Source organism: Croceibacterium ferulae (genome assembly GCF_003660445.1).
Lineage (GTDB): Bacteria > Pseudomonadota > Alphaproteobacteria > Sphingomonadales > Sphingomonadaceae > Croceibacterium > Croceibacterium ferulae.
In genome coordinates this window covers 29,193-54,600 of sequence record NZ_QZVQ01000010.1, presented here as the reverse complement: position 1 = coordinate 54,600, position 25,408 = coordinate 29,193, and the positions used below count along the sequence as shown (strand labels likewise).

Sequence of the window (25,408 nt, the reverse complement as noted above, 5' to 3'; positions counted from 1 at the left end):
CAAGCGGACCCCTTCTTGGCAGCGCATTGCGTGCCTGCCATGGCGCAGGTGTGAACAAGCCCCCCGCCAGCCCGGCCCCGCCCTCTGCGGTCGCGCCACGATCACCGCTGGCGATCCCCGATTACCGGCGGTTCTGGCTCGCCCGCTTCCTGGCGGTGTTCGCCACCCTGTCGACCGTGGTGCTGATCGGGTACCAGACCTATGACGTGGCGCGGGCCGATTACGGCATGAACCCGGCCGACGCCGCGTTCATGCTGGGCCTGCTGGGGTTGGCGCAGTTCGTGCCCATCGCGCTGCTGACGCCGGTGGCCGGCCTCGCCGCAGACCGGTTCGACCGGCGCCGTGTGGTGCTGTTCGCCAACGGCATCGACAGTGTGATCGCGCTGGTGCTGGCGATATGTACCTTGAACAACGCCCTGAGCCTGCCGCTGCTGTTCACCCTGGCGGCGGCGCATGGGGCGGCGCGGGTCTTCAACGGCCCGGCACTGGCGGCGATCGCGCCCAATCTCGTGCCCCCGGCATTGCTGCCCCGCGCCATCGCGCTGTCCTCCATCGCCTGGCAGACCGGCACCGTCATCGGACCCGCCCTCGGCGGCCTCCTGTTCGGCTGGAACCCGGCAGCGCCCTATTTCCTTTCCGCCGTGCTGGTGCTGAGTTCCGGCCTGCTGATTTCCACCGTCCGGCCCGTGCGGGCGATTCAGTCCGGCCCGCCGGTGCATCCGTTGCGCAGGATCGTCGAGGGTTTCACCTTCCTGAAGAACGACCGCTTCCTGCTTGGCTGCGTCACGCTGGACCTGTTCGCCGTGCTGCTGGGCGGTGCCACCGCGATGTTGCCGGTTTTCGCGCGGGACATCCTGGCCGTGGGTCCGGAAGGGCTGGGCCTGATGCGCGGCGCGCCGGCCGCGGGTGCCGCCGCGGTCGCGGCCTTGTTCTCGTTCCGCCCGCTGGAACGCAATGTCGGCGTCAAGATGCTGTGGGCGGTGGTCGGCTTCGGCGTGGCGACGATCGCCTTTGCCCTGTCGCGCGACTTCCTGCTGTCGCTCGCCTGCCTGGCGGCACTGGGGGCAGCGGACATGATCTCCGTATTCATCCGCAGCTCCCTGGTGCAGCTGAACACGCCCGACACGATGCGTGGTAGGGTGTCCGCCATCAGCTGCCTGGCCGTCTCCGCCTCCAACGAGCTGGGGGAGCTGCAATCGGGCATGGTCGCAGCATTGCTGGGCGCGGTCGGCGCGGTTGTGCTGGGCGGTGTGGGTGCCATATTGGTCACCGGCCTGTGGGCCTGGCGGTTTCCCGAAATTCGCCGCGCCCGTACCTTCAGCGCCAGATATCTCGACCCGGAAACAACTAACAAGGAACCCGCATCATGAAGGCCGACAGCGTCCTTGCCACCATCGGCAACACCCCGCACATCCGCCTGGCAAGGCTGTTCCCGGATCACGAGGTCTGGATCAAGAGCGAACGCGCCAACCCCGCCGGTTCCATCAAGGACCGTATCGCGCTGGCCATGGTGGAGGATGCCGAAGCCAGCGGCGCGCTGCAGCCGGGCGGTACGATCGTGGAACCGACCAGCGGCAATACCGGCATCGGCCTGGCCATGGTGGCTGCGGTCAAGGGCTATCGCCTGGTGCTGGTCATGCCCGAATCGATGTCGCTGGAGCGCCGCCGGCTGATGCTGGCCTATGGCGCCACCTTCGACCTGACGCCGAAGGAACGCGGCATGAAGGGCGCGGTGGAACGGGCGCAGCAGATCGTCGACAGCACGCCGGGCGCATGGATGCCGCAGCAATTCGAGAACCCGGCCAACATCGCCGTCCATGCACGCACCACCGTGCGGGAGATCCTGGCTGACTTCGCCGATGCGCCCCCGGTGCTGCTGATCACCGGCGTGGGCACGGGCGGCCACCTGACCGCCTGCGCCGAGGAGCTGAAGCGTGAGTGGCCGCAATTGAAGGCGTTCGGCGTGGAGCCGGCACTATCGCCGGTGATCTCCGGCGGCCAGGCCGGGCCGCACCCGATCCAGGGCATCGGCGCGGGCTTCATCCCCGGCAACCTGCATGTGGCCGCGCTGGATGGCGCCATCCAGGTGGAGGCGGAGGATGCCAAGGAGATGGCCCGCCGCTCCGCCAGCGAGGAAGGCCTGCTGGTCGGCATCTCCAGCGGCGCCACCCTCGCCGCCATCCGGCAGAAGCTGGCCGACTACCCCGCCGGCACCCGTGTGCTCGGCTTCAACTACGATACGGGCGAGCGGTACCTGTCTGTCCCCGACTTCCTGCCGGCGGAGTAGGCCACATCGTCAGGCGACTGGCGCGGGTTCGACACGCGCCAGTTCCTCGCCCTCCAGCCGGCGGTAGAAGCAGGTCGGTGCACCGGTATGGCAGGCCGGGCCTGCCGGCGTGACCTGCAGCACGAGGGCATCCTGGTCACAATCCACCAGGATGTCCTGCACCCGCAGGACATGGCCGGACGTCTCCCCCTTCATCCACAATCGGCCGCGGCTGCGGGAGTGGAAATGGGCAAGGCCCGTCCGGCGCGTGGCGGCCAGCGCCTCCGCATCCATGAACGCCACCATCAGCACCGCGCCGGTGGCAGCATCCTGCGCTACGGCGGTTATAAGACCGGCGCTGTCGAAACGGGGCATGAAGGCGTTGCCCTGTTCCCGCAGTGCAACATCTCCTGATTGGGCCGAAATAGTCGTTCTCCTTGCAATTGCTGCACCGCAGCGGTTTTCAGCAATGTTTTGTTGCAAGATAACCACAGCGCCTTGCCAAAATCTACCACCTGCAGCAAAGCCGCTTTCCAAGATAAGTGTTTCGGGGGAATGAACGGACAGCGGCCTTGGGGGGTCGCAAACCGACCGGCAGCGCCGATCAGCGCCAAGGAAGGGGGGAACCTGATCAGCCCACAGGGCGATCAGGATCATGAGGGTTTGGGTTCCGGCGCAGTAGTCGGGGGGTTACGCCCGGGACCCAGCAGTTTTCGTCACGCGAGCGCCCGGAGCGAAAGCTCCGGGCGTTTTGCTTTTCAGCTGCTGCCCCGTTCATCAACCTGGGCGAAAGTGGCGACGATCACCTGCCGCACGCCCGCGGCGCGCAAGGCCGCCGCGCAGGCCTGCGTGGTGGCGCCACTGGTCAGCACGTCATCTACCAGCACCACGCATCGGCCGGCCAGCGCCGTCCTGTGGCGCGGATGGGACACGATTGCGCCTGCCAGCACCTCTGCACGCCGCTGTCGGCCCAGGCCGCCCAGGCTGGGGGTGGCGCGACGGCGGTGCAGCGCATCCACCAGCAACCGATGGCCAGTTGCCTGCGCCAGCTCGCGCGCCAGCAGGGCCGACTGATTGTAGCCGCGCCGCCACAACCGCCCGCGATGCAGCGGAACCGGCACGACCAGCCAGTCACCCGCCAGGGCGGGCAGCCGCGCCACCATCATGCGCGCCAGCATCGGCGCCAGTGCAATCCGGCCGCCATGCTTGAAGGCCAGCACCAGCTTGCGGGAGATCGGGCCATACAGCGTGGCGGCCACCACGCTGCCCGACCCGGTACCCTCAGGTCGCTCCAACTGGTCCCAGCAGGTGACGCACAGACCGTCCTGCGCAGCCAGCGCGAGCCCGCAGCCGGGGCAGCGCGGCGGGAAGACCAGATCGACCAGCGGCGCCAGACTGTTCGCGAGTTGCGCCCTCACCCTTGCACCACGGCGCCGCAGGCGTCAGGACCAGACCATATGAGCAGCGCCCCGCCGACCATCTTCGCCCCGAACCGCCGCCGCGCCGCCCGTGCCCGCATGGCCGCGCTGCAGAACCGGCCCGATGCGGCCCGCTTCATGCTGGATGACATGATCGAGGATGTCCAGGAACGGCTGGCCTTCCTGCGGCACCCGGTGCGTCGTGCGCTGTTGATCGGGGATCGGCACGGCACGCTGGCGACGGCACTCGCGGCTGCCGCAATCGACGTCACCCGCGCCGATACGGCTCCGACAGCAGGCGAGGTGCCCCTGGACGAGGAGGCGCCCTTCCCTGCCCCTCTGACCGCGCAAGGCTTCGACCTGATCGCCAGCCTGTCCACGCTGGATACCGTGAACGATCTGCCGGGCGCGCTGATCCACATTCGCCGCGCGCTGGTACCGGGCGGTCTGGCCATTATCAGCTTTGCCGGCGCGGGCAGCCTGCCGAACTTGCGCGCCGCAATGCTGACGGCGGATGCGGATCGCCCTGCGGCGCGGGTACACCCGGCCGTGGATGTGCGCAGCGGTGCGCAATTGCTGCAGCGCGCAGGCTTTGCCGATCCGGTCGCCGACAGCCGCAGCATCGACGTGGCCTATCGCTCGCTCGACCGACTGGTCGGCGATCTGCGCGAACAGGCCCTAGGCAATGTGCTGGCGACGCCGGGCGCGCCGCTCGGGAAGTCAGCACTGGCCCGCGCCCGCGCCGCCTTCCTGAAACAGGGGGCGGGCGGACGGGTGGTCGAACGGTTCGAGATCGTCACGCTCAGCGGTCGCCGCAGCGCCTGACAGTCAGACGCGCAGCGAAGCCTGTGCCGCCGCCAGCCGGGCGATCGGCACGCGGAACGGCGATGCGCTGACATAATCGAGCCCGGTCGCCTCGCAGAAGGCGATGCTGGACGGATCACCGCCATGTTCGCCGCAGATACCCAGCTTGATCTCGGGCCGGATCGCACGCCCGCGCTCCGCCGCCAGCGTGACCAGCTGGCCTACGCCCTCCACATCCAGGCTGACGAAGGGGTCGCGCGGATAGATGCCCTTCTCGACATAGACCGACAGGAAGCGGGCCGCATCGTCGCGGCTGACGCCCAGAGTCGTCTGGGTCAGGTCGTTGGTGCCGAAGGAGAAGAACCTCGCTTCCTCCGCAATCTCGCCCGCCATCAGCGCAGCACGCGGCAATTCGATCATGGTGCCGACCAGATAATCCAGTGTGCGACCGCTTTCGGCGAACACCTGCTGCGCGATGCCGTCGACCAGCTTCTTCAGGATCGACAGTTCCTTGGCGGTGCCGACCAGCGGGATCATCACCTCGGGCACGACCGCTTCGCCGCTGGTCTTGGCCACTTCGCAGGCCGCCTCGAAGATGGCGCGGGCCTGCATTTCGTAGATTTCGGGGAAGGTGATGCCCAGGCGACATCCGCGATGACCCAGCATCGGGTTGAATTCGTGTAGCTCGCTTGCGCGGCGCTTCAGGTGTTCCACGCTGTGGCCGGTGATGCCGGCGAGGTCGGCAAACTCCGCATCACCATGCGGCAGGAACTCGTGCAGCGGCGGATCCAGCAGGCGGATCGTGCAGGGCAGACCCGCCATGGTGGTGAAGATGCCCACGAAGTCGGCGCGCTGTTCCGGCAGCAACTTGGCCAGCGCCGTGCGGCGGCCAGCCTCGTCATCCGCCAGGATCATCTCGCGCACGGCGCTGATCCGGCTGGCCTCGAAGAACATGTGCTCCGTGCGGCACAAGCCGATGCCCTCCGCCCCGAACTGGCGCGCCATGCGGCAATCCTGCGGGGTCTCGGCATTGGTGCGCACCTTCATGCGCCGGTGGCGGTCGGCCCACTCCATCAGCACGCCGAAATCGCCCACCAGTTCGGGCTCGATGGTCGGCACTTCGCCGGCCATCACCTCGCCGGTGGTGCCGTCCAGCGTGATCGTGTCGCCTTCCGTCAGCTCGCGATTGCCGATGCGCAGCTTGCGCTCCTTCAGCACGATCGAGACTGCGCTGGCGCCGGAAACGCAGGGGCGGCCCATGCCGCGCGCCACGACGGCCGCATGGCTGGTCATGCCGCCGCGTGCGGTCAGCACCCCTTGCGCGGCGTGCATGCCGTGGATGTCTTCCGGACTGGTCTCAACGCGGACGAGGATGACCTTCTCTCCGCGGCCGGCCCAGACCTCTGCCGTGTCGGCATCAAGGACGATCCTGCCGCTGGCAGCACCCGGGCTGGCCGGCAGGCCGCGCGTCAGCACGTCGCGCGGGGCCTTGGGGTCGAGCCTGGGGTGCAGCAGCTGGTCCAGCGCCATCGGATCGATGCGCAGCACCGCCTCGCGCTCGTCGATCAGGCCTTCGCCGACCATGTCCACCGCCATCTTCAGCGCGGCCTTGGCGGTGCGCTTGCCCGAACGGGTCTGCAGCATCCACAGCTTGCCCTGCTGCACGGTGAACTCGATATCCTGCATGTCGCGGTAGTGCTGCTCCAGCAGCTCGAACACGGCGGCCAGCTCGGCGTAGGCGGCGGGCAGCGCCTCCTCCATGCTCGGCGCATCCGAACCCGCAGCCTCGCGCGCGGCGCGGGTCAGATATTGCGGCGTGCGGATGCCGGCGACGACATCTTCACCCTGCGCATTCACCAGATATTCGCCGTAATAGGCCTTCTCGCCCGTGGCGGGATCGCGGGTGAAGGCGACTCCGGTGGCGCTGGTCTCGCCCATATTGCCGAACACCATGGCCTGCACATTGACCGCGGTGCCCCAGTCGGCCGGGATGTCGTTCAGCCGGCGATAGACCTTGGCGCGGTCGGAATCCCAGCTGTCGAACACGGCCTGGATCGCGCCCCACAATTGCGCGTGCACATCCTGCGGGAACGGATGGCCCAGTTCGCTGGCCACGATCTGCTTGTACTCGGCGACCAGCGCCTGCCAGTCGGCGGCGACCATCTCGGTGTCCGCGAAATAGCCGGCCTGCTCCTTGGCAATCTCCAGCGCTTCCTCGAAGAGGCCGTGATCCAGGCCGAGCACCACGTCCGAATACATCTGGATAAAGCGGCGATAGGAATCCCAAGCAAAGCGCGGGTCGCCGGAGGTGGCGGAAAGGCCCTGCACCGTCTCGTCGTTCAGGCCCAGGTTCAGCACCGTGTCCATCATGCCGGGCATGGAGACGCGCGCGCCCGAGCGGACGGAGACGAGCAGCGGATCCGCCGCATCGCCGAACCCCTTGCCCACGCTGCGTTCGATATGCGCCAGTGCGGTGGCGACATCCGCCCGCAGGCGATCGCCGAACTCGGCACCGCCGCGCAGATAGCTGACGCATTCCTCGGTGGTGATGGTGAAGCCCGGCGGCACGGGCAGGCCGATGCCGGCCATTTCCGCCAGATTGGCGCCCTTGCCGCCGGTGACTGTCTTGTCACGGGCGCGGGCATCGGCCCGAGGAGCCTCGCCGCCAAAGGTATAGACTGTCTGCAACCGCTCCGCAGGTTCCGCCACCGTCGCCATACCCTTGTTCCCTAGCCTTCGATCCTGCCGAAATCGGCCACGTTGTGCACCGCAGCACGGAACCGTGCAAGCAGTTCAAGCCGCGCGGAGCGCTTGTTCCGATCCGGGTCATTTACGGTGACTTCGTCGAAGAACCGGTCGATCGGCGCGCGCAGCGTCGCGAGCGCAGCCATGGCGGCGGCGAAGTCCTCCGCCGCCACGGCCTGCTCGGCCTCCGGCTCGGCCGCATCGAGCGCCTCCGCCAGTGCCGCCTCGGCAGGCTCGCGATCCACCGCAGTGGTGCGGCGTTCCGCCATGCGGGCATCCACCACCGCCTTCAGGTCGGGATCGTCCACCATCGCGAGCGGATCCTCCTCACCGGTCTGGGCGATCTCGGCATCGACGCCCTGCCAGTCTTCCTTCTTGAGGATGTTGGCCGCCCGCTTGTAGCCGGCCAGCAGGTTGGCGCCGTCTTCGGTGCCGATGAAGGATTGCAGCGCTTCCACTCGGTTCAACAATCGCACGATGTCGTCCTCCCCGCCCAGAGCAAACACTGCATCGATGAGATCGTGCCTGACGCCGGCTTCCCGCTGCTGGACCTTGAGGCGGTCGGCGAAGAAGGCGAGGAGGTCGCCCTCCCCGATGCTCAAGCGCAAGGCATTTGCCTGCACGATGCGGATTGCTCCCAGCGCCGCACGACGAAGCGCAAACGGGTCCTTGGAGCCGGTTGGCTTCTCGTCAATGGCGAAGAAGCTGCGCAGGGTGTCGAGCTTGTCCGCCAGCGCGACAGCAATCGTGAGCGGCGCAGCCGGCACTTCGTCCGCCTGTCCAACAGGCTTGTAGTGGTCGCGGATCGCGTCAGCCACCGCATCGGGCAGGCCTTCGGCGCGGGCATAGTAGCCGCCCATCAAGCCCTGCAATTCAGGAAACTCGCCGACCATCTCGGTGACGAGGTCTGCCTTGGCGAGACGCGCGGCCTGCTCGGCCAGCGAGGGGTCGGCGCCAGGCACAATGCCCTCCTCGGCCAACCACCGCGCCAGCTTCGCCACCCGCTCCACCTTGTCCGCCACGGTGCCCAGCTTCTCGTGGAAGGTGATACGGCCCAGCTTATCGGCCTGTTGCGCCAGCGGCACCTTGCGGTCCTGGTCCCAGAAGAAGCGCGCGTCGGACAGGCGGGCGGCCAGCACCTTGCGGTTGCCGTCCACGATCGCCGCGCCGCCATCGCTCGCCTCGATGTTGGCGGTGCACACGAAGGCGTCGGCCAGCTTGCCGGCGGCATCCTGGCAGACAAAATACTTCTGGTTCACGCGGGCGGTCAGCTGGATCACCTCCGGCGGGACCTGCAGGAAGGCCGAGTCGAACCGGCCCAGCAGCGGCACCGGCCATTCGGTCAGGCCGGCATTCTCCACCACCAGCCCTTCATCCGCCACCAGCACGAGCCCGGCCTCCGCCGCGACCCGCGCGGCGCCGTCGCGGATCAGCGCCTCGCGCTCCGCGTGGTCGACCAGCACGTGGCAGGCGCGCAGCTTGGCGGTGTAGTCATGCGCGCCACCGATGGTGATGGCGCCGGGATGGTGGAAGCGATGGCCCACCGTGGCATAGCCGCTCGGCACGCCGGCGACCTCGCACTCCACCAGCTCCTCGCCCAAAATGGCGACGATGCCGGACAGCGGGCGCACCCAGCGAGGGGACTCTGTAGACTGAGAGGCCGCGCCCCAGCGCATCGACTTTGGCCAGCTGAACGCACGGATGATCGCGGGCACCGCTTCGGCCAGCACGGCCTTCACCGCGCGGCCGGGCTTCTCGATCACGGCGAACAGCACGCCGTCGCGGTCCTCCAGCTGCTCGCGCGTCAGGCCGGTCTTGCGCAGGAAGCCTTCCAGCGCCTGCGGAGGGGCGGAGGCGCGCGGGCCCTTGGTTTCCTCGCGCACGGCCTCGGTCGCGTCCGGCAGGTCGCAGGCGATCAGCGCAAGGCGGCGCGGCGTGGACCAGACGGTGATTGCGCCCGGGGTGACACCGGCCGCCTGCATCTGCTGGCGGAACAGCTTCTCCAGCTCGGCGCGGGCGCCGGCCTGCATGCGTGCGGGAATCTCCTCGCTGCGCAGTTCCAGCAGGAAGTCGCTCACGCCGTCCACCCTTCATACTCGGCTGCCCAGCGGGGCGCCTCACGTTCCATGTGCTTCTCGCACGAGCCGCGCGCCAGATCGCGTACCCGGGCCATGTAGCTGGCGCGTTCCTGCACGCTGATCACGCCGCGCGCCTGCAGCAGGTTGAAGATGTGGCTCGCCTCCACCGCCTGTTCGTAGGCGGCGATGGGCACGCCCGCGTCCAGCGCATTGCGGCACTCCGCCTCCGCCTTACCGAACAGGTCGAACAGCGCGTCGGTGTTGGCGACCTCGAAGTTCCACTTCGACATCTGGCGCTCGTTCTCCAGGAACACGTCGCCATAGCTGACGCCGCGATCGTTGAAGTTCAGGTCGTAGACGTTGTCCACGCCCTGGATGTACATCGCCAATCGCTCCAGCCCGTAAGTCAGCTCGCCCGCCACCGGCTTGCAGTCGAAGCCGCCCATCTGCTGGAAATAGGTGAACTGCGTCACCTCCATCCCATCGCACCAGACTTCCCAGCCCAGGCCCCAGGCGCCCAGCGTGGGGCTTTCCCAGTCATCCTCCACGAAGCGGATGTCGTGCTTCAGCGGGTCGATCCCGATCACCTCCAGGCTGCGCAGATACAGCTCCTGCAAGTCCGGTGGGGATGGCTTCATGATCACCTGGTACTGGTAATAATGCTGCAGCCGGTTGGGGTTCTCGCCATAACGGCCATCGGTCGGCCGGCGGCTGGGCTGCACGAAGGCGGCGTTCCACGGTTCCGGCCCCAGCGCGCGCAGCGTGGTGGCGGGGTGGAACGTGCCGGCGCCCATGCGCATGTCATAAGGCTGCAGAATGACGCATCCCTGCGCCGCCCAGTAATCGTGCAGCGCCAGGATCATGTCCTGGAAGCTTGCTTGCGGGTTCCTGTTCATGGCCGGGCAATGGCGCATGGGTTCGGCAGCGTCAATCACGCCACATTGCCGCCGGGCCACATGCTTTCTATTGCAGCAACCATGTTGGTGCATCCGGCATTAAGCTGGAGACGCGCTACGCGTCGCGAGACATATCGAGGACACAGGCAATGGCGGCAGGGATCAGGCACTGGCAAAAGGTGCGGCACAGCATCGCCGGCGGCATGGCCGCGCTGTCGCTGCTGCTGTCCGGATGTGCCGCAGGGCCGTCTGCTTTGGCAGAGCGGCCCCCGGCCGGGGCGGTTCCCGGACCGGCGCTGTGGCGGCTCTCGGATGCGGACACGACCATCTACCTGTTCGGCACCGTGCATGCCTTGCCGCAGGGCACGCAATGGCTGGACGCGCGGGTCCAGCGTGCCTTCGATGCTTCGGAAGAGCTGGTGACCGAAGTCGATCTCGCCACAATGCGCGCATCAGGACAGTCGCTGGCCGGCGCCGGCATGTTGCCGGAGGGGCAATCCCTGCGCGACCTGATGCAGCCGGACAATCGCGAGGAGTTTGAGGCCGCGCTGGTCACGCTCGGCCTGCCGGTCGAGGCGTTCGACCGGATGGAGCCGTGGCTCGCCGCCATGTCGCTCAGCCTGCTTCCGGTGGTGCGCGCGGGGTACCAGGCCGATGCCGGTGTGGAGAGCGCGCTGGCCAGCAAGGCGGAAGGCAAGACCCGCTCCGGGCTGGAGCGGATCGAGGACCAGATCGCCCTGTTTGACACGCTGCCGATGGCGGCGCAGCTCGCCTATCTGGATCAGGCGGTGCATCAGATGCCCAGCGCGTCTTCTTCGCTGGACGCAATGGTGGCCGAATGGCTGGCTGGTGATGCGGAGGATCTGGCCGCGCTGATCAATGCAGAAGTGACCGACAGCGACCTGCACGCCCGCCTGCTGACCCGCCGCAATGCCAATTGGGCCGGATGGATCGCCGATCGCCTGAACCGCCCCGGCACCGTGTTCGTGGCAGTGGGCGCCGGCCACCTGGCGGGTGACGGCAGCGTGCAGGACCAGTTGCGCGATCGCGGCCTGCAGGTCACGCGCGTCTGGCAATGAGGCGCCTGGTCGCGGCCCTGCTGCTGTCGCTGCTGGCGGCATGCGGCCGGAGTGACTGGCCGAAACCGGCACCGGCGCTGTGGCAGGTGACTGGCCAGGCGGGGCAGGAGGGCTGGCTGTTCGGCACAATCCATGCCCTGCCCGATGGGGCCGATTGGCGCACGCCCGTGCTGGACGATGCGTTGGAACAGGCAGGGCGGCTGGTGGTGGAGGTGGACAACCTCGCCGATACGAGAGCAATGCAGGCGGCGTTCGCCCGCCGCGCCTATACGCCCGGCCTGCCCCCTCTGCCGGCGCGGGTGCCACCCGCGGACCGCCCTGCCCTCCTCGCCGCGCTGGACGATGCCGGGCTGGATGGCGGCGAACTGACACCGCTGGAAGACTGGGCCGCCGCGCTGACGCTGGCCAATGCCCTGCGGCGGGGTGACGTCACCTACGGGGTCGACCGCGCGCTGATCGCGGGTTCGCACCGGGTGATCGGGCTGGAAAGCGTGGACGAACAGCTCGCTTTGTTCGACACCCTGCCCGCCGCCGCTCAGGCGGCGTTGCTGCGAGATGCCGTTCGGGAGGCGGGCACGCCAGACGATGGCGCCCGCATCCGGGCCTGGCTGACGGGTGACACCGCCGCGCTGGAACAGGACGCGGCGACGGGCCTGCTGGCCGATCCGGTGCTGCGCCAGCGCTTGCAGACCAGCCGCAACCATGCTTGGCTGCCCGCCATTACCGGCCTGCTGGATGACGGCACCCGCCCTTTCGTCGCCGTTGGCGCGGCGCATATGCTGGGGCCGGACGGGCTGCCGGCCCTGCTTCGCGCCCGCGGATACACCGTCACCCGCATCCAGTAGCTTGCTTCTGCGCCCGTTTCTGTTAACGCGCGGCGCTTCCCGTCATGGTCATCCCTGGAGGCGTGGCGGAGAAGCACCAAACGTATCATCGAAAGGCATGTACCATGAGCGACGCTCTGAACCTGCCGGCCGAGCTGCGCGAACGGGCTGGCAAGGGAGCCTCCCGTGAACTGCGCCGCAATGGCCGGGTCCCCGCCGTAATCTACGGCGGCAATGAAGAACCCACCACGATCCACGTGGAAGAGAAGCTGCTGTACCGGCAGCTGATGACGGGTCACTTCATGAACTCGATCATCATGGTCGAGGTTGACGGCAAGTTGCTGCGCACCCTGCCCAAGGACGTTGCGCTGCACCCCGTCAACGGGCGTCCGCTGCATGTCGACTTCCTGCGCCTGTCCCGTGACGCGACCATCGCGGTCTCCGTCCCGGTGGTGTTCGCCAACGAAGAGGAAAGCCCCGGCCTGAAGCGTGGCGGCGTCCTCAACGTCGTGCGTCACGAGCTGGAGCTGGTCTGCGACGCGGACAAGATCCCCAGCGAGATCGTGATCGACGTGACCGGCGTGGAAGTGGGCGATTCGATCCACATCAGCGCCGTGACCCTGCCGGAAGGTTCGGTCAGCGCCATCACCGATCGCGACTTCACCATCGCCACCGTCGTTGCCCCGTCCGCGCTGAAGCGGTCGGACGCCGAGGCGGCCGAGGAGGAAGCGACCGAGGCCTGATCGCCTGCTGGTCGACTGATCTGAAGGGGCCGGTACTGCTTGGCAGTGCCGGCCCTTTTGCTTGGGGGCGCACCTGTCTAAAGGCAGGCTATGCTACTCTGGACAGGTCTCGGAAATCCCGGCCCGCAATATGCGCTGCACCGGCACAATGTCGGCTTCATGGCGCTGGATGTCATCGCCGACATGCACGGCTTCGCCCCCGTGCAGAAGAAGTTTCAGGGCTGGCTGCAGGAAGGTCGCATCGGCAACGAACGGGTGCTGCTGCTGAAGCCGGCCACCTTCATGAACGAAAGCGGCCGATCGGTGGCGGAGGCGATGCGCTTCTACAAGCTGGAGCCGACCGCGCTCACCGTGTTCCATGACGAGCTCGACCTGGCGCCCATGAAGGTCAAGGTGAAGCAGGGCGGCGGAACCGCGGGGCACAACGGCCTGCGCTCCATCGACCGCCATCTCGGGCCGGATTTCCGCCGCGTCCGGCTGGGCATCGGCCATCCGGGGCACAAGGACCGGGTGACGGGCCATGTGCTGGGCAATTATGCCAAGGCGGAGATGGACGGGCTGACCGACATGCTCGCCGCCATATCGGCGGAGGCCGCTTGGCTGGCCAGCGGCGATGACGTCAGGTTCATGAACGACGTGGCCCTGCGGATGCAGGACTAACCCGGCTGGCCTTTGCCCGTCGCACCCTCTAGAGGGCGGCCCCTGCACGCATACAGAAGGTATCAAGATGGGATTTCGCTGTGGGATCGTCGGCCTGCCCAATGTCGGCAAGTCCACCCTGTTCAACGCGCTGACGGAAACGCAGGCGGCGCAGGCGGCCAATTATCCGTTCTGCACGATCGAGCCCAATGTGGGCCAGGTCGCGGTGCCCGACGCCCGGCTGGACCAGATCGCCGCCATCGCCAAGAGCGTCAAGATCATCCCGACGCAGCTGGCCTTCGTGGACATCGCCGGGCTGGTGAAAGGCGCCAGCAAGGGCGAAGGTCTGGGCAACCAGTTCCTGGGCAACATCCGCGAAGTGGACGCGATCGTCCATGTGCTGCGCTGTTTCGAGGATGACGACATCCAGCATGTCGCCAACAAGGTCGATCCGATCGCCGATGCGGAGGTGGTGGAGACCGAGCTGATGCTGTCCGACCTGGACAGCCTGGAAAAGCGCGTGCCCGCCGCTGCCAAGCGCGGCCTGGCAGGCGACAAGGAAGCCAAGGCGACCGCATCCGTGTTGGGCCAGGCGCTGGAGCTGCTGCGCGAAGGCAAGCCCGCCCGCCTGACCGAGCCGAAGGATGAGGAGGAAGATCGCCTGTTCGCGCAGGCCCAGCTCCTGACCGCCAAGCCGGTGCTGTATGTCTGCAACGTGGCCGAGGGCGAGGCCGCCACCGGCAATGCGCTGTCCGAAGCAGTATTCGCCAAGGCCGCTGCCGAGGGTGCCAAGGCGGTGGTCGTTTCCGCCGCGATCGAATCCGAACTGGTGGGCATGGACCCGGCGGACCGGACCGAGTTCCTGGCCGAGCTGGGACTGGAAGAAACCGGCCTCGCCCGCGTGATCCGCGCCGGATACGAGCTGCTGGGCCTCCGCACCTTCTTCACCGCAGGGCCCAAGGAATCCCGCGCCTGGACCTTCCCGGCGGGCGCCAAGGCACCGCAGGCCGCCGGCGAGATCCACTCCGATTTCGAGAAGGGCTTCATCCGGGCCGAGACGATCGCCTTCGACGACTACGTCGCCCTCAATGGCGAGGCCGGTGCCCGTGATGCGGGCAAGCTGCGGCAGGAAGGCAAGGAATATGTCGTGCAGGATGGTGACGTCCTGCTGTTCAAGTTCAACGTCTAGCAACCGCACACGCCATCGGGCGCAAACAAAACGGCGCGGGGATCGCTCCCCGCGCCGTTCCTGTATCAGAGGCTGATGCGATCAGGCCTTGGTATCGGCGTAAGCCATCCACATCCGGGCGACCGGAGCGCGGGCGCCGGAAACCTGCTCCAGCGTAGCCTTGGCGTCCGCCGCCTTGCCCTGCATCGCCTGCGCGATGCCCATACGGGTCAGGGCGCGATCACGATCGGCAACACCCTTCTCCACAGCCAGCTTGTACATTTCTTCGGCCAGCGCGTAATCGGCCAGCGACAGCTGCACATCGCCGGCGCTCTGCGCGGCATTGCCCTGTCCAGAGCCGCGGGCCTCTGTCACCAGCGCGGGTGCCTCGCGCTGGTCGATCGGCGCGCGCTGATCGGCCAGGCGCTTGACCTCACTGTAGTAATCGTCACTCGCGGAGAAGATGCCCTGCTGCAGGCCCTTGGCCAGCACGCGCTGCACCTCGTTCGACATCACGCGGACGTCGGCCGCTTCGATGTAGGTCACGAACTCGCGACGATCGGACAGGGTGTCGGTCGCCAGCATCAGCCGCAGCAGGTCCAGCTGCGCCTGCGGCTCCAGGTCGACCATGGCGTTCACGACCTGCAGACCCTGCTTCCAGCTTTCCGTGGTCGGGTTGTTCGTAATTAGCAGGGCCGAAAGCTCGGTCGCCTTCGCCGCGTCATTGCCTTCATAGGCGAAACGCAGCGCGCGGCGGATCAGGTTCTCGTTGACGGGCTCGCCCGCCGCCCGCTGCTCGGCCACCAGCTGCTCGATATAGGCAATGCCCTGCTGGTTCTGGCCTTCGCCGAAATAGCTTTCCGCGATGATCGGGCGGACGTCCTGCTCACGATAGCCGGCGTCGTAAGCCGCCTGCAGTGCAGTACGGGCCGCGGCATAGTCATTGGCGTCATAGGCCAGATTGCCGACAAAGAACTGGAACTGGGCCTGCTGCTCGGGCGCGACCTTGCCGCTCTGCAGCATCATCTCCAGGCCACGGCGCTGCAGCGCCTTGTCCGACAGCTTGGTACCGATGTTCAGCGTCAGGCTGCCGGCGGCATTGCGATCGTCCTCGCTGCCGATGGCGGCTTGAACCGCATCCAGCTGCGCACGCGCCGCGTTGAGGTCGCCGCCCTCGGCATTCACGATCTCGGCGACCGGCTGGTACACCGCGATGAAATTCTTCGTATATTCCTGCGCTGCGGCAGGAGTCGCGATCAGTGCCGCGCCGCCCAGCGCGCCGCCTGCCAGCGTCAGCGCCATGGCAAATGCCGAAGCAGCCCCGCGCAACGTCCGCGATCCGGTGAAGCCCATGCGAACCATTCTGTGTGTCTCCTAAAGCGATGCGCAAATTTGGTGTGACGAGGTGTATTTGTCCGTCACCTTGCAACAAGGCAATGCCCATCCAGCCGTTCCGGTCCTGCCAGACCCGGTGTGAACGGTCTTTGAACTGCCTGCCAGAGCCTTCGGGCACGATGCGAATGTGGAAAAAGGCCGTTCACACCCGCTGACGGGCCAGTGCTGCTGGCCTTGCCGGTTCCTTTCCCCTAGGCGGAAGGTTCGACCAACAACCGTAAAAAACAGCAAGGCAGGCCGAAACTCTTGGCTGACACCACCGATATCATCGATCCGCCCCCGCCCGCGCAGCCGCCGGTGGAATGGGAACGCATCGACATCGTCGACGAAATGAAGACCAGCTACCTCGATTACGCGATGAGCGTGATCGTGTCGCGCGCGCTGCCCGACGTGCGCGATGGTCTGAAGCCGGTGCACCGGCGCATCCTTTATGCTGCGCAGGTCGGTGGCTACACCTCTGCCAAGCCCTATCGCAAATCGGCCAAGATCGTCGGTGAGGTGATGGGCTCGTACCACCCGCATGGCGACAGCGCGATCTACGACGCGCTCGCGCGGATGACGCAGTCCTGGTCCATGCGCCTGCCGCTGATCGACGGTCAGGGCAATTTCGGCAGCATGGATCCCGATCCGCCGGCCGCGATGCGGTACACCGAAAGCCGCCTGGCCAAGGCATCGGAAGCGTTGCTGACCGATCTGGACAAGGACACGGTCGATTTCGTCCCGAACTATGACGGGTCCGAACGCGAGCCCGCCGTCCTGCCCGCGCGGTTCCCCAACCTGCTGGTCAACGGCGCCGGCGGCATCGCGGTCGGCATGGCCACCAACATCCCGCCGCACAATCTGGGCGAAGTGATCGACGGCTGCCTGGCCTTCCTGGACGATCCCGGCATGACGTCGGAGGATCTGATCCGCTACATTCCCGGGCCGGACTTCCCGACCGCCCCGCTGATCCTGGGCAGCGCGGGCGCCCGTGCCGCCTACACGACGGGGCGCGGCTCCATCCTGCAGCGTTGCCGCCATGTGATCGAGCATGGTGCGCGGGACCGGCGTTCGATCGTGCTGACCTCCATCCCGTACCAGGTGGGCAAGAACAACCTGGTGGAGAAGATCGCGGAAGCCGCGAAGGAGCGTCGGATCGAGGGTGTCAGCGACATCCGCGACGAAAGCAACCGCGAAGGCGTGCGCATGGTCATCGACCTGAAGCGCGACGCCACGCCCGAAGTGGTGCTGAACCAGTTGTGGCGGCACACGCCGGCGCAGTCCAGCTTCCCCGCCAACATGCTGGCGATCCGCGGCGGGCGGCCGGAAACCCTGAGCCTGCGCGACATCATCCAGACCTTTATCGCGTTCCGCGAAGAGGTGATCACGCGGCGCACCAAGTTCGAGCTGAACAAGGCGCGTGACCGGGCCCATATCCTGCTGGGCCTGGTGGTCGCCGTGTCCAACATGGACGAGGTCGTGGTGATGATCCGCGGCTCCTCCAACCCGGCGGTGGCGCGTGCCAAGCTGCTGGCCAAGGCATGGCCGATCGGCGACATCGGCCCTTACCTGCGCATCGTGGAAGCGATCGAGGAAGGCGAAAGCGGCGAAGATGGCGGTTCCTATCGCCTGAGCGAAGCGCAGGTGAAAGCCATCCTGGACCTGCGCCTGCATCGCCTAACGGCACTTGGCCGCGACGAGATCGGGGTGGAGCTGGAGGAGCTGGCCACGCGGATCCGGGAATATCTCGCCATCCTGGCCGACCGTGTGCGCCTGTACCAGGTCATGCGCGAGGAGCTGGTGCAGGTCCGCGCCGATTTCGCCACCCCGCGCATCAGCGAGATCGCGCCGGCATGGGACGGGATCGAGGACGAGGATCTGATCGAGCGCGACGAGATGGTCGTGACGGTCACGCTGGATGGCTACATCAAGCGCACGCCCCTCTCCACCTTCCGGGCGCAGGCGCGCGGCGGCAAGGGCCGCGCCGGCATGGCCACCAAGGCAGAGGATGCGGTGATGGCGATGTTCGTCACCTCCACCCACAATCCGGTGCTGTTCTTCTCCACCGCCGGCAAGGTGTACCGCCTGAAGGTGTGGCGCCTGCCCGAAGGTGGGCCGACGACTCGCGGCCGGCCGATCGTGAACCTGCTGCCGGCGCTGGACCAGGGCGAGACGATCGCCGCCGTGCTGCCGCTGCCGGAGGACGAGGATAGCTGGGGCGCGCTGCATATGATGTTCGCCACCGCGCGCGGCAATGTGCGGCGCAACGCCATGGATGCCTTCACCAACATCCCCTCCAACGGCAAGCTGGCCATGCGGTTCGAGGATGGCAGCGACGACACGCTGATCGGCGTGGGTCTGGTGGAAGCGGGCGACGACGTGCTGCTGGCCACGCGCGACGGCAAGGCGATCCGCTTCGCGGCGGACGAGGTGCGCGAATTCCAGTCCCGCACCAGCACGGGCGTGCGCGGCATGACCCTCCGCGGCGGGGATCAGGTCGTGTCGCTCTCCATCCTGCATGGGGCGGAAGGCGATGCGGAGCAGCGCGAAGGCTATCTGCGCGTGGCCCCGTGGAAGGCGGACGAAGACGCCGCGCCCCTGTCGGCTGCGCATGTCGAGATGGCGGCGAACGAGCAGTTCATCCTGACCGTATGCGCGAACGGCTATGGCAAGCTCAGCTCCGCCTACGAATATCGCCGCACCGGCCGAGGTGGCCAAGGCATCGTCAACATCGACAATATCCGCCGTAACGGCCCAGTCGTGGCCAGCTTCGCCGCCACCAAGGAGGCGCAGCTGATGCTGGTGACCGATCAGGCCAAGCTGATCCGCATCGGCCTCGACAGCCTGCGCGTGATCGGCCGCAACAGCGCCGGCGTGCGCCTGTTCGACGTGGCGAAGAACGAGCATGTCGTCAGCGCCGTGCGGATCGACGAGCAGGAAGGGCCCGAGAACGAGGCGGAAGAGGCGATCGTCGAGGAGATGCTCGCCCGCTCCACCGGGGAGACCACGCCCGAACCGACCGTCGATCGTGACGATCCGGTGGAGGACGAGGACACCGACGCCGGCAGTCCGGACGAGGAGTGAGGATCAGGCGAGACGGCCGTTCATCGAAGCGGCCGTCTCGTCCTCTGCTCAGCGGCTGCTCACCAGCCGCAGTTCCGGGTCGCGCTTGCGCACGCTGCCGACCACGCCCAACGCGATCAACAGATTACCTAGATAGGTCAGCGGCCAGGTGAAGATCTGCGGCACCGGGCTGCCCAGCAGCGGGCCGTTGCCGGCGAACCACAGCAGGTCTCCCGCGAGGATCAGCATCGCACCAGCCGCCACCCGTGCCCGTGGAAAGCTGCTGGACCAGGCACCTGCCGCCATGCCGCCCAACGTCAGGCCGTAGGCGGCGCTGGTGATGCCGCCCCATTCCTCGCCAACCAGCCAGGCCAGCACGGCGGACGGCACAAGCAACAGCGCGACCGCGATGGTCTTGTCCGTCCCGTTGGGCAGCAGCCGGCGATGCCGCAGATACAGCATCAGCGCCACGGCGTGATACGCGAACCACAGCACATGCGCGGCCAGCCCGTCGACTTCCATCGCCATTTCGGCCCCCGCACCGATCAGCAGCAGCACGGACAGCAGCCGCGCATCCGGCCCGCCGTGCCGCACCCGGGCGTAGACCGACAGCAATGCGACCGCCGCACCCTTCAGCGGGATGAACCACGCCTCCGGCCAGGGGCCCGACCGCAGGTAGTAGAACGCCAGCGCCGCCACGATGCTGGCGAGCAGGAAGGGACGCTTTTCGGCCAAGGCCTTGGTCATGGGCATGCCGCTCCTTGACGCGGCCAGGCGGGCGGAGCAAGCCCCGGCGCATGACCCATGATGTGCAGATTATCGGCGGCGGCCTCGCCGGCAGCGAAGCGGCGTGGCAGCTGGCCCAGGCCGGATGCCGGGTGCGCCTGTCGGAAATGCGGGGGGGCGGCGACATGACGCCCGCGCACCAGACGGATGGCCTGGCGGAGATGGTCTGTTCCAACTCCTTCCGCTCAGATGATGACGAGCGCAATGCCGTGGGCCTGCTCCACCACGAGATGCGGCAAATGGATTCGCTGGTGATGCGCGCGGCGCAGGTCGCCCGCGTTCCTGCCGGCAGCGCGCTGGCGGTGGACCGCGACGTCTTCAGTGCCGAGGTCAGCCAGGCGCTGGAGCAGCATCCCAACGTGACGGTGGTGCGCGAGCGGGTCGACACCCTGCCCGCCGCCGGGCTGACGATCGTCGCCACCGGCCCGCTGACCGCCGCCGCGCTGGCGGACAGCATCGGCGCGACCACGGGCGCGGGCGCCCTCGCCTTCTTCGACGCCATTGCCCCGATCGTGCACCGCGACAGCATCGACATGGACGTCGCGTGGTTCCAGTCCCGCTGGAACAAGGGCGATGGCAAGGACTACATCAACTGCGCCATGGACAAGGAGCAGTACCTGGCGTTCCACGCCGGGCTGATGGCCGGCGAGAAGACCGTGTTCAAGGAATGGGAGGCCGACACCCCTTATTTCGACGGCTGCATGCCGATCGAGGTAATGGCCGAACGTGGTGTGGATACGCTTCGTTATGGGCCGATGAAGCCGGTCGGCCTGGACGATCCGCGTCTGGCCACGCCTGAATTCCCGCAAGGGCGCTGGCCCTATGCCGTGGTGCAGCTGCGGCAGGACAACAAGCTGGGCACGCTGTGGAACATGGTGGGGTTCCAGACCAAGCTGCGCCATGCCGAGCAGGTCCGCCTGTTCCGCACCATTCCCGGGCTGGAGAATGCGGAGTTCGCGCGGCTGGGCGGGCTGCACCGCAACACCTTCCTGAACGCCCCCACCCTGCTGGACCGGCAACTGCGGCTGAAGGCGGCGCCGCATATCCGCTTTGCCGGGCAGATCACCGGGTGCGAAGGCTATGTCGAGAGCGCCGCGATCGGGCTGCTCGCCGGCCGGATGGTCGCGGCGGAACGCGCGGGTGGCGCGTGGCACTCACCGCCACGCACCACCGCAATGGGCGCCCTGCTGGCGCACATCACCGGCGATGCCGAAGCGGACGACTACCAGCCGATGAACGTCAATTTCGGCCTGTTCCCGCCGATGCATGATGTGAAGAAGAAGCAGCGCAAGGAAGCCTACACCGATCGTGCCAAGGCCGATCTGGCGGAGTGGCTGACAGGAGAGACCGTCCCCGCCTGACCTTCAGCAGCGGCAGCGTGGGCCGGGGCGCTGCTTGGGAGCCGTGCTGCGGAACTCGGCCGGGGTCAGTTCGCCGTTGCCATCCGCATCGGCGCCTTCGAACTTGCGGCTGGTGGCGATCGCCCATTCTTCGAAGGTCAGCAAATTGTTGCCGTCGACATCCAGCGCGCGGAACGCAGCCGTGCGGGTGGAAAGCATCTCGTTGCGGGTGATCTTCTGATCGCGATCCCGATCGTAGCGGAAGAAGCGGCGCTGCTCGTCGCTCAGCTCCGTGGCCTCCGGCGGCGCCGGTCCGGTAAGCCCTCTCACATCGGCGGTGGGTAGTGTGTCCGGCCTCGTGACGGACGGTTCCGGCGGCGGTGCACCAGCTTCCACGCTGGCGGGCCCGTTGAGCCAGAACAAGCCCAATGCAGCGATTGCCAGCGCGCCAAGCGCGGCCAGAATCAGTCGGCTCATCGGCCAAGCAGACCCAGGCGGAACGCTGCCAGCGCCCCGCCGCGACCGATCATCAGCGGGCCGCCGCCCGCCTGGACGGCGCGCCAGCCGAGCCCGGCCAGCACGGCCAGCGGGCGCATGCTGCGCGGCAGTACCGGTGGTCGGCCGTTTTCCTGGGCCAGGCTCAGCGCCATTGCACGTTCCTGCGGATCGGAGATGTTGGCGGCGAGATCAGCCAGCGCCCAGACCCGACCGGCGTGGCGCGCAGGCTCGCTTGGGTCGCCGAGCTCATCCGCCAGCGCCGCGAAGCCAGCGCCGCGACCGGCCGCGAACCCGTCCAGCGCCGCCCCGTCCACCTGATCGGCCACCAGCGTCTCCCAACCATCCACCAATGCCGCCAAGGCGGCAGGCGCATGCCACTCTCGCAGGCTGTCGAGCACGGCATCACCGGCCGGCCATAGCGCCGGCGACTCGTTCAACCGGTCGCGCCACCAGGCCAGGCGCAATTGCGCCAGCATGGGTTCGCGCTTCTTCCGGAGAATCGTGGCGAGCCGCTCGTCCAGCGCCAGCAAGGCGGCCCATTGCTGCTTCGCAGCCGGCGGGGCGTAGGCCACCGCCAGCTGCGAAAGTTCGGGCAAGTCGGCCCAGAGTGCTTCGGACCGGTCGCCCGCCATCGGACGAAGCTCCGCCTCAGCCCTTGTAGCAGACCTTCTTCACCGCGCTCACGATCCGCGGCGTGTCGATCAGCGCAAGCTTCTCGAGATTGGCGGCGTAAGGCAGCGGCACATCCTCGTTGCACACACGCATGACGGGGGCATCCAGGTGATCGAAGCCCTGCTCCATGCACACGGCAATGATTTCCGAGGCGATCGAGCAGGTCGGCCAGCCTTCTTCGGCCACGACAAGGCGATTGGTCTTCTTCAGGCTTTCCAGGACGGTCTCGGTGTCCAGCGGACGCAGGGTGCGCAGGTCGACGACTTCAGCATCGATGCCTTCGCCCGCCAGCTGCTCCGCCGCTTCCAGTGCCAGGCCGACGGCGATCGAGTAGGCCACGATGGTGACGTCCTTGCCCTCGCGCACGATCCGCGCCTTGCCGATCGGCAGCACATGATCGTCCAGCTGCGCCAGCTCGTAGGTGCGGCCGTACAGCAGCTCGTTCTCCAGGAAGACCACTGGATCCTCGCAGCGGATCGCGGCCTTCAGCAGGCCCTTCGCATCGTGTGCGTCATACGGCGCGATCACGATCAGGCCGGGGACGCTGGCGTACCACGGGCCATAGTTCTGGCTGTGCTGCGCGCCGACGCGGCTGGCGGCGCCGTTAGGACCACGGAACACGACCGGGCAGCGCATCTGGCCGCCGGACATGTAGTTGGTCTTGGCCGCGGAGTTCACGATGTGATCGATCGCCTGCATGGCGAAGTTGAAGGTCATGAACTCGATAACGGGGCGCAGGCCACCCATCGCCGCGCCGGTGCCGATGCCGGCAAAACCGTATTCGGTGATCGGCGTGTCGATCACGCGCTTGGGTCCGAACTCTTCCAGCAGTCCCTGGGTCACCTTGTAGGCGCCCTGGTACTCGGCGACTTCCTCGCCCATGACGAAGACGCGCTCGTCGCGGCGCATCTCTTCGGCCATGCCGTCACGCAAGGCTTCGCGCAGGGTCACCTTGACCATGTTCGTGCCGGCGGGGATCTCGGGATCGGCCTTCCGCGGGGTCGGCTTGGCCTCCATCAGCTCGGCGGTGCTGGCGCTGGCGCTGGCCTTTTCGCCCTTCTCCGTCACGGAACCGCCCTTCTCCGGGGACTGTTCCTCGGAGCTCGTATCTGCTTCGGGCACCTGCACGGCGGAGGCATCCTCGCCCTCGCCCGCCAGCACGGCGATGACCGTGCCGACCTTCACGCCTTCGGAGCCTTCGGGCACCAGGATCTTGCCCACGGTGCCTTCATCGATGGACTCGAATTCCATCGTCGCCTTGTCGGTCTCGATCTCGGCCAGCACATCGCCGGCGGAAACGGTGTCGCCTTCCTTGACCAGCCAGCGGGCCAGGGTGCCTTCCTCCATGGTCGGGGAAAGCGCGGGCATCTTCAGTTCGATCGCCATCAGTAGGATTCCACCAGCACGTCGGTGTAAAGTTCGGTCGGCTCGGGCTCGGGGCTCTTCTCGGCGAAGTCGGCCGCTTCGGACACGGTGGCGCGGATGCGCTTGTCGATGTCCTTCAGCTGCTCCTCGGTAACGCCCAGCTTGAGCAGGTCAGCCTTGGCGCCCTCGATCGGGTCGCTCTTCTCGCGCACACCCTGCACTTCCTCGCGCGTGCGGTACTTGGCCGGGTCGGACATGGAGTGACCGCGATAGCGGTAAGTTTCCAGTTCCATCAGCACCGGCCCGCCGCCGCCGCGCACATGCGCGATGGCAACCTTGGCTGCCTGCCGCACTTCCAGCAGGTCCATGCCGTTGACCTTCATGCCGGGGATCCGGAACGCGGTGCCGCGGCGGTAGAACTCGGTCTCGGCGCTGGAGCGCTTGACGCTGGTGCCCATGGCGTACTGGTTGTTCTCGACCACGAAGATGATCGGCAGCTGCCACAAGGACGCCATGTTGAACGTCTCGTACACCTGGCCCTGGTTCGATGCGCCATCACCGAAATAGGCGAGGCACAGTCCGCCGTCTTCGCGGTACTTGTGGGCGAAGGCGAGGCCACCACCCAGCGAGACCTGCGCGCCGACGATGCCGTGGCCGCCATAGAACGCATGTTCGGTGCTGAACATGTGCATGGAGCCGCCCTTGCCCTTGGAGATGCCGGCCTGGCGCCCGGTCAGCTCCGCCATGATCACCTTGGGATCGATGCCGTAGGCGAGCATGTGGCCATGATCGCGATAGCCGGTGATGACGGAGTCCTTGCCTTCCTCCAGCGCGGATTGCAGGCCAACGGCGACCGCTTCCTGCCCGATATAGAGGTGGCAGAAACCGCCGATCAGGCCGAGGCCGTACAGCTGGCCCGCGCGCTCCTCAAAGCGACGGATGAGCAGCATCTGCTCGTACAGGTGCAGCAGCTCTTCCTGGGTCGCCTGGTAGCGGCGATCACTCTCGAGCGTGTCCTGCAGCGAGCGCAGGGAAAAGTTGTCGCTGCCGGAACCTTGCGGCTCCGCAAAGGCTGCAGCGCTCTTCTTGCTGATTCCGGGATTGCTGGCTCTGGCCAAGGCGCGTTCCTCTTGATCATCGTGGCCCTTGCCGGACCGCTTCGTGTGCAGCGCCTATAATCAGAGGATTGCCGCGCTGGCAACGCCCGCCTCGCGCATGTTGGGCGGGTCTCCTCCCGGCCGGCCTATGGCGCGGCGGGCTCTACCTCCATCACATACTCGTCAGGATGGGCGACATTCAGGTCGCGCCGGATCAGTTCGGTTACCAGATCGGGATCCGCCGCTTCCGGGTCCAGGCGCTCGACCAGGTTGGCGAGTTCGGTCCGCTCCTGTTCCAGCCGGGTGATCCGTTCCTGCCGCTGCTTCAGGATCGCCTGGCTCTCGCCCCAGGCGAGCACGCCGTAGGGGCCGGCCAGCGCCAGCGCGGCCAGCACGATCAATGCCATGACTATCAGTGCCTGACCCTTGCGGCCATTGGTGAGCGACGTGCGAGGCAGCGGGCCGGTTCTCATGAATGTCTGGTTTCCAAATCGGACAATATCCGCTTCAAGCAGATTTGCCCGGATTTGCAAGATAGCCGCGGCGGTTCGCC

The 25,408-nt window shown here is 67.3% G+C and carries 22 protein-coding genes; 10 read left to right on the top strand and 12 right to left on the bottom strand.

Going from position 1 to position 25,408, the window contains the following annotated elements; all coding sequences use genetic code 11:
• Positions 1-50 precede the first annotated feature (50 nt).
• A complete protein-coding gene (locus D5S08_RS12785; RefSeq protein ID WP_121119164.1) occupies positions 51-1,370 on the top strand; it encodes an MFS transporter in 1,320 nt (439 codons plus the stop codon).
• A complete protein-coding gene (gene cysK / locus D5S08_RS12780; RefSeq protein WP_121119162.1) occupies positions 1,367-2,287 on the top strand; it encodes a cysteine synthase A in 921 nt (306 codons plus the stop codon). The genes D5S08_RS12785 and cysK overlap by 4 nt, the downstream gene beginning before the upstream one ends.
• 9 nt (positions 2,288-2,296) lie before the next feature.
• Here cysK and hisI read toward each other — a convergent pair whose 3' ends face one another.
• Together hisI and D5S08_RS12770 are read right to left on the bottom strand one after the other, a co-directional pair.
• Complete coding sequence (gene hisI / locus D5S08_RS12775) at positions 2,297-2,692, bottom strand: phosphoribosyl-AMP cyclohydrolase (protein WP_421757467.1); 396 nt, start codon at positions 2,690-2,692, stop codon at positions 2,297-2,299.
• Between the two features lie 332 nt (positions 2,693-3,024).
• A complete protein-coding gene (locus D5S08_RS12770) occupies positions 3,025-3,684 on the bottom strand; it encodes a ComF family protein (protein ID WP_121119158.1) in 660 nt (219 codons plus the stop codon).
• Between the two features lie 39 nt (positions 3,685-3,723).
• On the opposite strand from D5S08_RS12770, the gene D5S08_RS12765 reads away from it, so the two are divergent.
• A complete protein-coding gene (locus D5S08_RS12765) occupies positions 3,724-4,509 on the top strand; it encodes a methyltransferase domain-containing protein (protein WP_241557391.1) in 786 nt (261 codons plus the stop codon).
• 3 nt (positions 4,510-4,512) lie between these two features.
• On the opposite strand, the gene ppdK is transcribed toward D5S08_RS12765, so the two are convergent.
• The 3 genes from ppdK to D5S08_RS12750 are packed head-to-tail and all read right to left on the bottom strand — an operon-like array spanning position 4,513 to position 10,207.
• Positions 4,513-7,206, bottom strand: coding sequence for a pyruvate, phosphate dikinase (ppdK, locus tag D5S08_RS12760; RefSeq protein ID WP_121119156.1), 2,694 nt, complete (start codon positions 7,204-7,206; stop codon positions 4,513-4,515).
• An 11-nt stretch (positions 7,207-7,217) separates the two neighbouring features.
• Entirely contained in the window at positions 7,218-9,311 is a 2,094-nt protein-coding gene (glyS, locus tag D5S08_RS12755; RefSeq protein ID WP_121119440.1) for a glycine--tRNA ligase subunit beta, read from the bottom strand.
• On the bottom strand, positions 9,308-10,207 hold the full coding sequence (locus D5S08_RS12750; protein ID WP_121119154.1) for a glycine--tRNA ligase subunit alpha: 900 nt from the start codon (positions 10,205-10,207) through the stop codon (positions 9,308-9,310). The genes glyS and D5S08_RS12750 overlap by 4 nt, the downstream gene beginning before the upstream one ends.
• A 149-nt stretch (positions 10,208-10,356) precedes the next feature.
• Between D5S08_RS12750 and D5S08_RS12745 the strand changes: the two genes are divergently transcribed.
• The 5 genes from D5S08_RS12745 (at position 10,357) to ychF (ending at position 14,681) form a co-directional block, all read left to right on the top strand.
• A complete protein-coding gene (locus D5S08_RS12745; protein WP_121119152.1) occupies positions 10,357-11,286 on the top strand; it encodes a TraB/GumN family protein in 930 nt (309 codons plus the stop codon).
• Positions 11,283-12,131 carry a TraB/GumN family protein gene (locus D5S08_RS12740; protein WP_121119150.1) on the top strand — a complete coding sequence of 283 codons (849 nt, stop codon included), beginning with the start codon at positions 11,283-11,285 and terminating at the stop codon, positions 12,129-12,131. Before D5S08_RS12745 ends, D5S08_RS12740 begins: the two co-directional genes overlap by 4 nt.
• A 104-nt stretch (positions 12,132-12,235) precedes the next feature.
• Entirely contained in the window at positions 12,236-12,853 is a 618-nt protein-coding gene (locus D5S08_RS12735; RefSeq protein ID WP_121119148.1) for a 50S ribosomal protein L25/general stress protein Ctc, read from the top strand.
• A 90-nt stretch (positions 12,854-12,943) separates the two neighbouring features.
• Positions 12,944-13,513 carry an aminoacyl-tRNA hydrolase gene (pth, locus tag D5S08_RS12730; RefSeq protein WP_121119146.1) on the top strand — a complete coding sequence of 190 codons (570 nt, stop codon included), beginning with the start codon at positions 12,944-12,946 and terminating at the stop codon, positions 13,511-13,513.
• Between the two features lie 67 nt (positions 13,514-13,580).
• On the top strand, positions 13,581-14,681 hold the full coding sequence (gene ychF / locus D5S08_RS12725) for a redox-regulated ATPase YchF (protein WP_121119144.1): 1,101 nt from the start codon (positions 13,581-13,583) through the stop codon (positions 14,679-14,681).
• Positions 14,682-14,762: 81 nt separating this feature from the next.
• On the opposite strand, the gene D5S08_RS12720 is transcribed toward ychF, so the two are convergent.
• A complete protein-coding gene (locus D5S08_RS12720; protein ID WP_126665563.1) occupies positions 14,763-16,022 on the bottom strand; it encodes a hypothetical protein in 1,260 nt (419 codons plus the stop codon).
• A 279-nt stretch (positions 16,023-16,301) separates the two neighbouring features.
• On the opposite strand from D5S08_RS12720, the gene gyrA reads away from it, so the two are divergent.
• On the top strand, positions 16,302-19,118 hold the full coding sequence (gene gyrA / locus D5S08_RS12715) for a DNA gyrase subunit A (RefSeq protein ID WP_121119140.1): 2,817 nt from the start codon (positions 16,302-16,304) through the stop codon (positions 19,116-19,118).
• A 48-nt stretch (positions 19,119-19,166) separates the two neighbouring features.
• Here the strand turns inward: gyrA and D5S08_RS12710 are convergent, their stop codons facing one another.
• Positions 19,167-19,844, bottom strand: a complete 678-nt coding sequence (locus D5S08_RS12710; protein ID WP_241557390.1) for a lysoplasmalogenase — start codon at positions 19,842-19,844, stop codon at positions 19,167-19,169.
• A gap of 50 nt (positions 19,845-19,894) precedes the next feature.
• Here D5S08_RS12710 and trmFO point away from each other — a divergent pair, with 50 nt between their 5' ends.
• A complete protein-coding gene (trmFO, locus tag D5S08_RS12705) occupies positions 19,895-21,244 on the top strand; it encodes a methylenetetrahydrofolate--tRNA-(uracil(54)-C(5))-methyltransferase (FADH(2)-oxidizing) TrmFO (RefSeq protein ID WP_121119136.1) in 1,350 nt (449 codons plus the stop codon).
• 3 nt (positions 21,245-21,247) lie between these two features.
• On the opposite strand, the gene D5S08_RS12700 is transcribed toward trmFO, so the two are convergent.
• From D5S08_RS12700 to D5S08_RS12680, 5 genes are all read right to left on the bottom strand, one after another.
• Positions 21,248-21,700, bottom strand: a complete 453-nt coding sequence (locus D5S08_RS12700) for an EF-hand domain-containing protein (RefSeq protein ID WP_121119134.1) — start codon at positions 21,698-21,700, stop codon at positions 21,248-21,250.
• Entirely contained in the window at positions 21,697-22,353 is a 657-nt protein-coding gene (locus tag D5S08_RS12695) for a hypothetical protein (RefSeq protein WP_121119132.1), read from the bottom strand. The genes D5S08_RS12700 and D5S08_RS12695 overlap by 4 nt, the downstream gene beginning before the upstream one ends.
• Before the next feature lie 16 nt (positions 22,354-22,369).
• On the bottom strand, positions 22,370-23,779 hold the full coding sequence (locus D5S08_RS12690; protein ID WP_121119130.1) for a pyruvate dehydrogenase complex E1 component subunit beta: 1,410 nt from the start codon (positions 23,777-23,779) through the stop codon (positions 22,370-22,372).
• Positions 23,779-24,852: a pyruvate dehydrogenase (acetyl-transferring) E1 component subunit alpha gene (gene pdhA, locus D5S08_RS12685; protein WP_121119438.1), complete on the bottom strand. Its 1,074-nt coding sequence runs from the start codon at positions 24,850-24,852 to the stop codon at positions 23,779-23,781. The genes D5S08_RS12690 and pdhA overlap by 1 nt, the downstream gene beginning before the upstream one ends.
• 149 nt (positions 24,853-25,001) lie before the next feature.
• Positions 25,002-25,328, bottom strand: coding sequence for an FtsB family cell division protein (locus D5S08_RS12680; protein ID WP_121119128.1), 327 nt, complete (start codon positions 25,326-25,328; stop codon positions 25,002-25,004).
• Positions 25,329-25,408: the final 80 nt, after the last annotated feature.

Excerpts from the sequence above, each read along its gene's own strand:
- D5S08_RS12710 (WP_241557390.1), bottom strand. The coding sequence starts at position 19,844 with ATGACCAAGGCCTTGGCCGAAAAGCGTCCCTTCCTGCTCGCCAGCATC.
- D5S08_RS12735 (WP_121119148.1), top strand. The coding sequence starts at position 12,236 with ATGAGCGACGCTCTGAACCTGCCGGCCGAGCTGCGCGAACGGGCTGGC.
- D5S08_RS12720 (WP_126665563.1), bottom strand. The coding sequence starts at position 16,022 with ATGGTTCGCATGGGCTTCACCGGATCGCGGACGTTGCGCGGGGCTGCT.
- cysK (WP_121119162.1), top strand. The coding sequence starts at position 1,367 with ATGAAGGCCGACAGCGTCCTTGCCACCATCGGCAACACCCCGCACATC.
- trmFO (WP_121119136.1), top strand. The coding sequence starts at position 19,895 with ATGACCCATGATGTGCAGATTATCGGCGGCGGCCTCGCCGGCAGCGAA.
- D5S08_RS12680 (WP_121119128.1), bottom strand. The coding sequence starts at position 25,328 with ATGAGAACCGGCCCGCTGCCTCGCACGTCGCTCACCAATGGCCGCAAG.
- D5S08_RS12690 (WP_121119130.1), bottom strand. The coding sequence starts at position 23,779 with ATGGCGATCGAACTGAAGATGCCCGCGCTTTCCCCGACCATGGAGGAA.
- ppdK (WP_121119156.1), bottom strand. The coding sequence starts at position 7,206 with ATGGCGACGGTGGCGGAACCTGCGGAGCGGTTGCAGACAGTCTATACC.
- pth (WP_121119146.1), top strand. The coding sequence starts at position 12,944 with ATGCTACTCTGGACAGGTCTCGGAAATCCCGGCCCGCAATATGCGCTG.
- D5S08_RS12700 (WP_121119134.1), bottom strand. The coding sequence starts at position 21,700 with ATGAGCCGACTGATTCTGGCCGCGCTTGGCGCGCTGGCAATCGCTGCA.
- ychF (WP_121119144.1), top strand. The coding sequence starts at position 13,581 with ATGGGATTTCGCTGTGGGATCGTCGGCCTGCCCAATGTCGGCAAGTCC.
- D5S08_RS12750 (WP_121119154.1), bottom strand. The coding sequence starts at position 10,207 with ATGAACAGGAACCCGCAAGCAAGCTTCCAGGACATGATCCTGGCGCTG.
- D5S08_RS12695 (WP_121119132.1), bottom strand. The coding sequence starts at position 22,353 with ATGGCGGGCGACCGGTCCGAAGCACTCTGGGCCGACTTGCCCGAACTT.
- D5S08_RS12765 (WP_241557391.1), top strand. The coding sequence starts at position 3,724 with ATGAGCAGCGCCCCGCCGACCATCTTCGCCCCGAACCGCCGCCGCGCC.
- D5S08_RS12740 (WP_121119150.1), top strand. The coding sequence starts at position 11,283 with ATGAGGCGCCTGGTCGCGGCCCTGCTGCTGTCGCTGCTGGCGGCATGC.
- D5S08_RS12745 (WP_121119152.1), top strand. The coding sequence starts at position 10,357 with ATGGCGGCAGGGATCAGGCACTGGCAAAAGGTGCGGCACAGCATCGCC.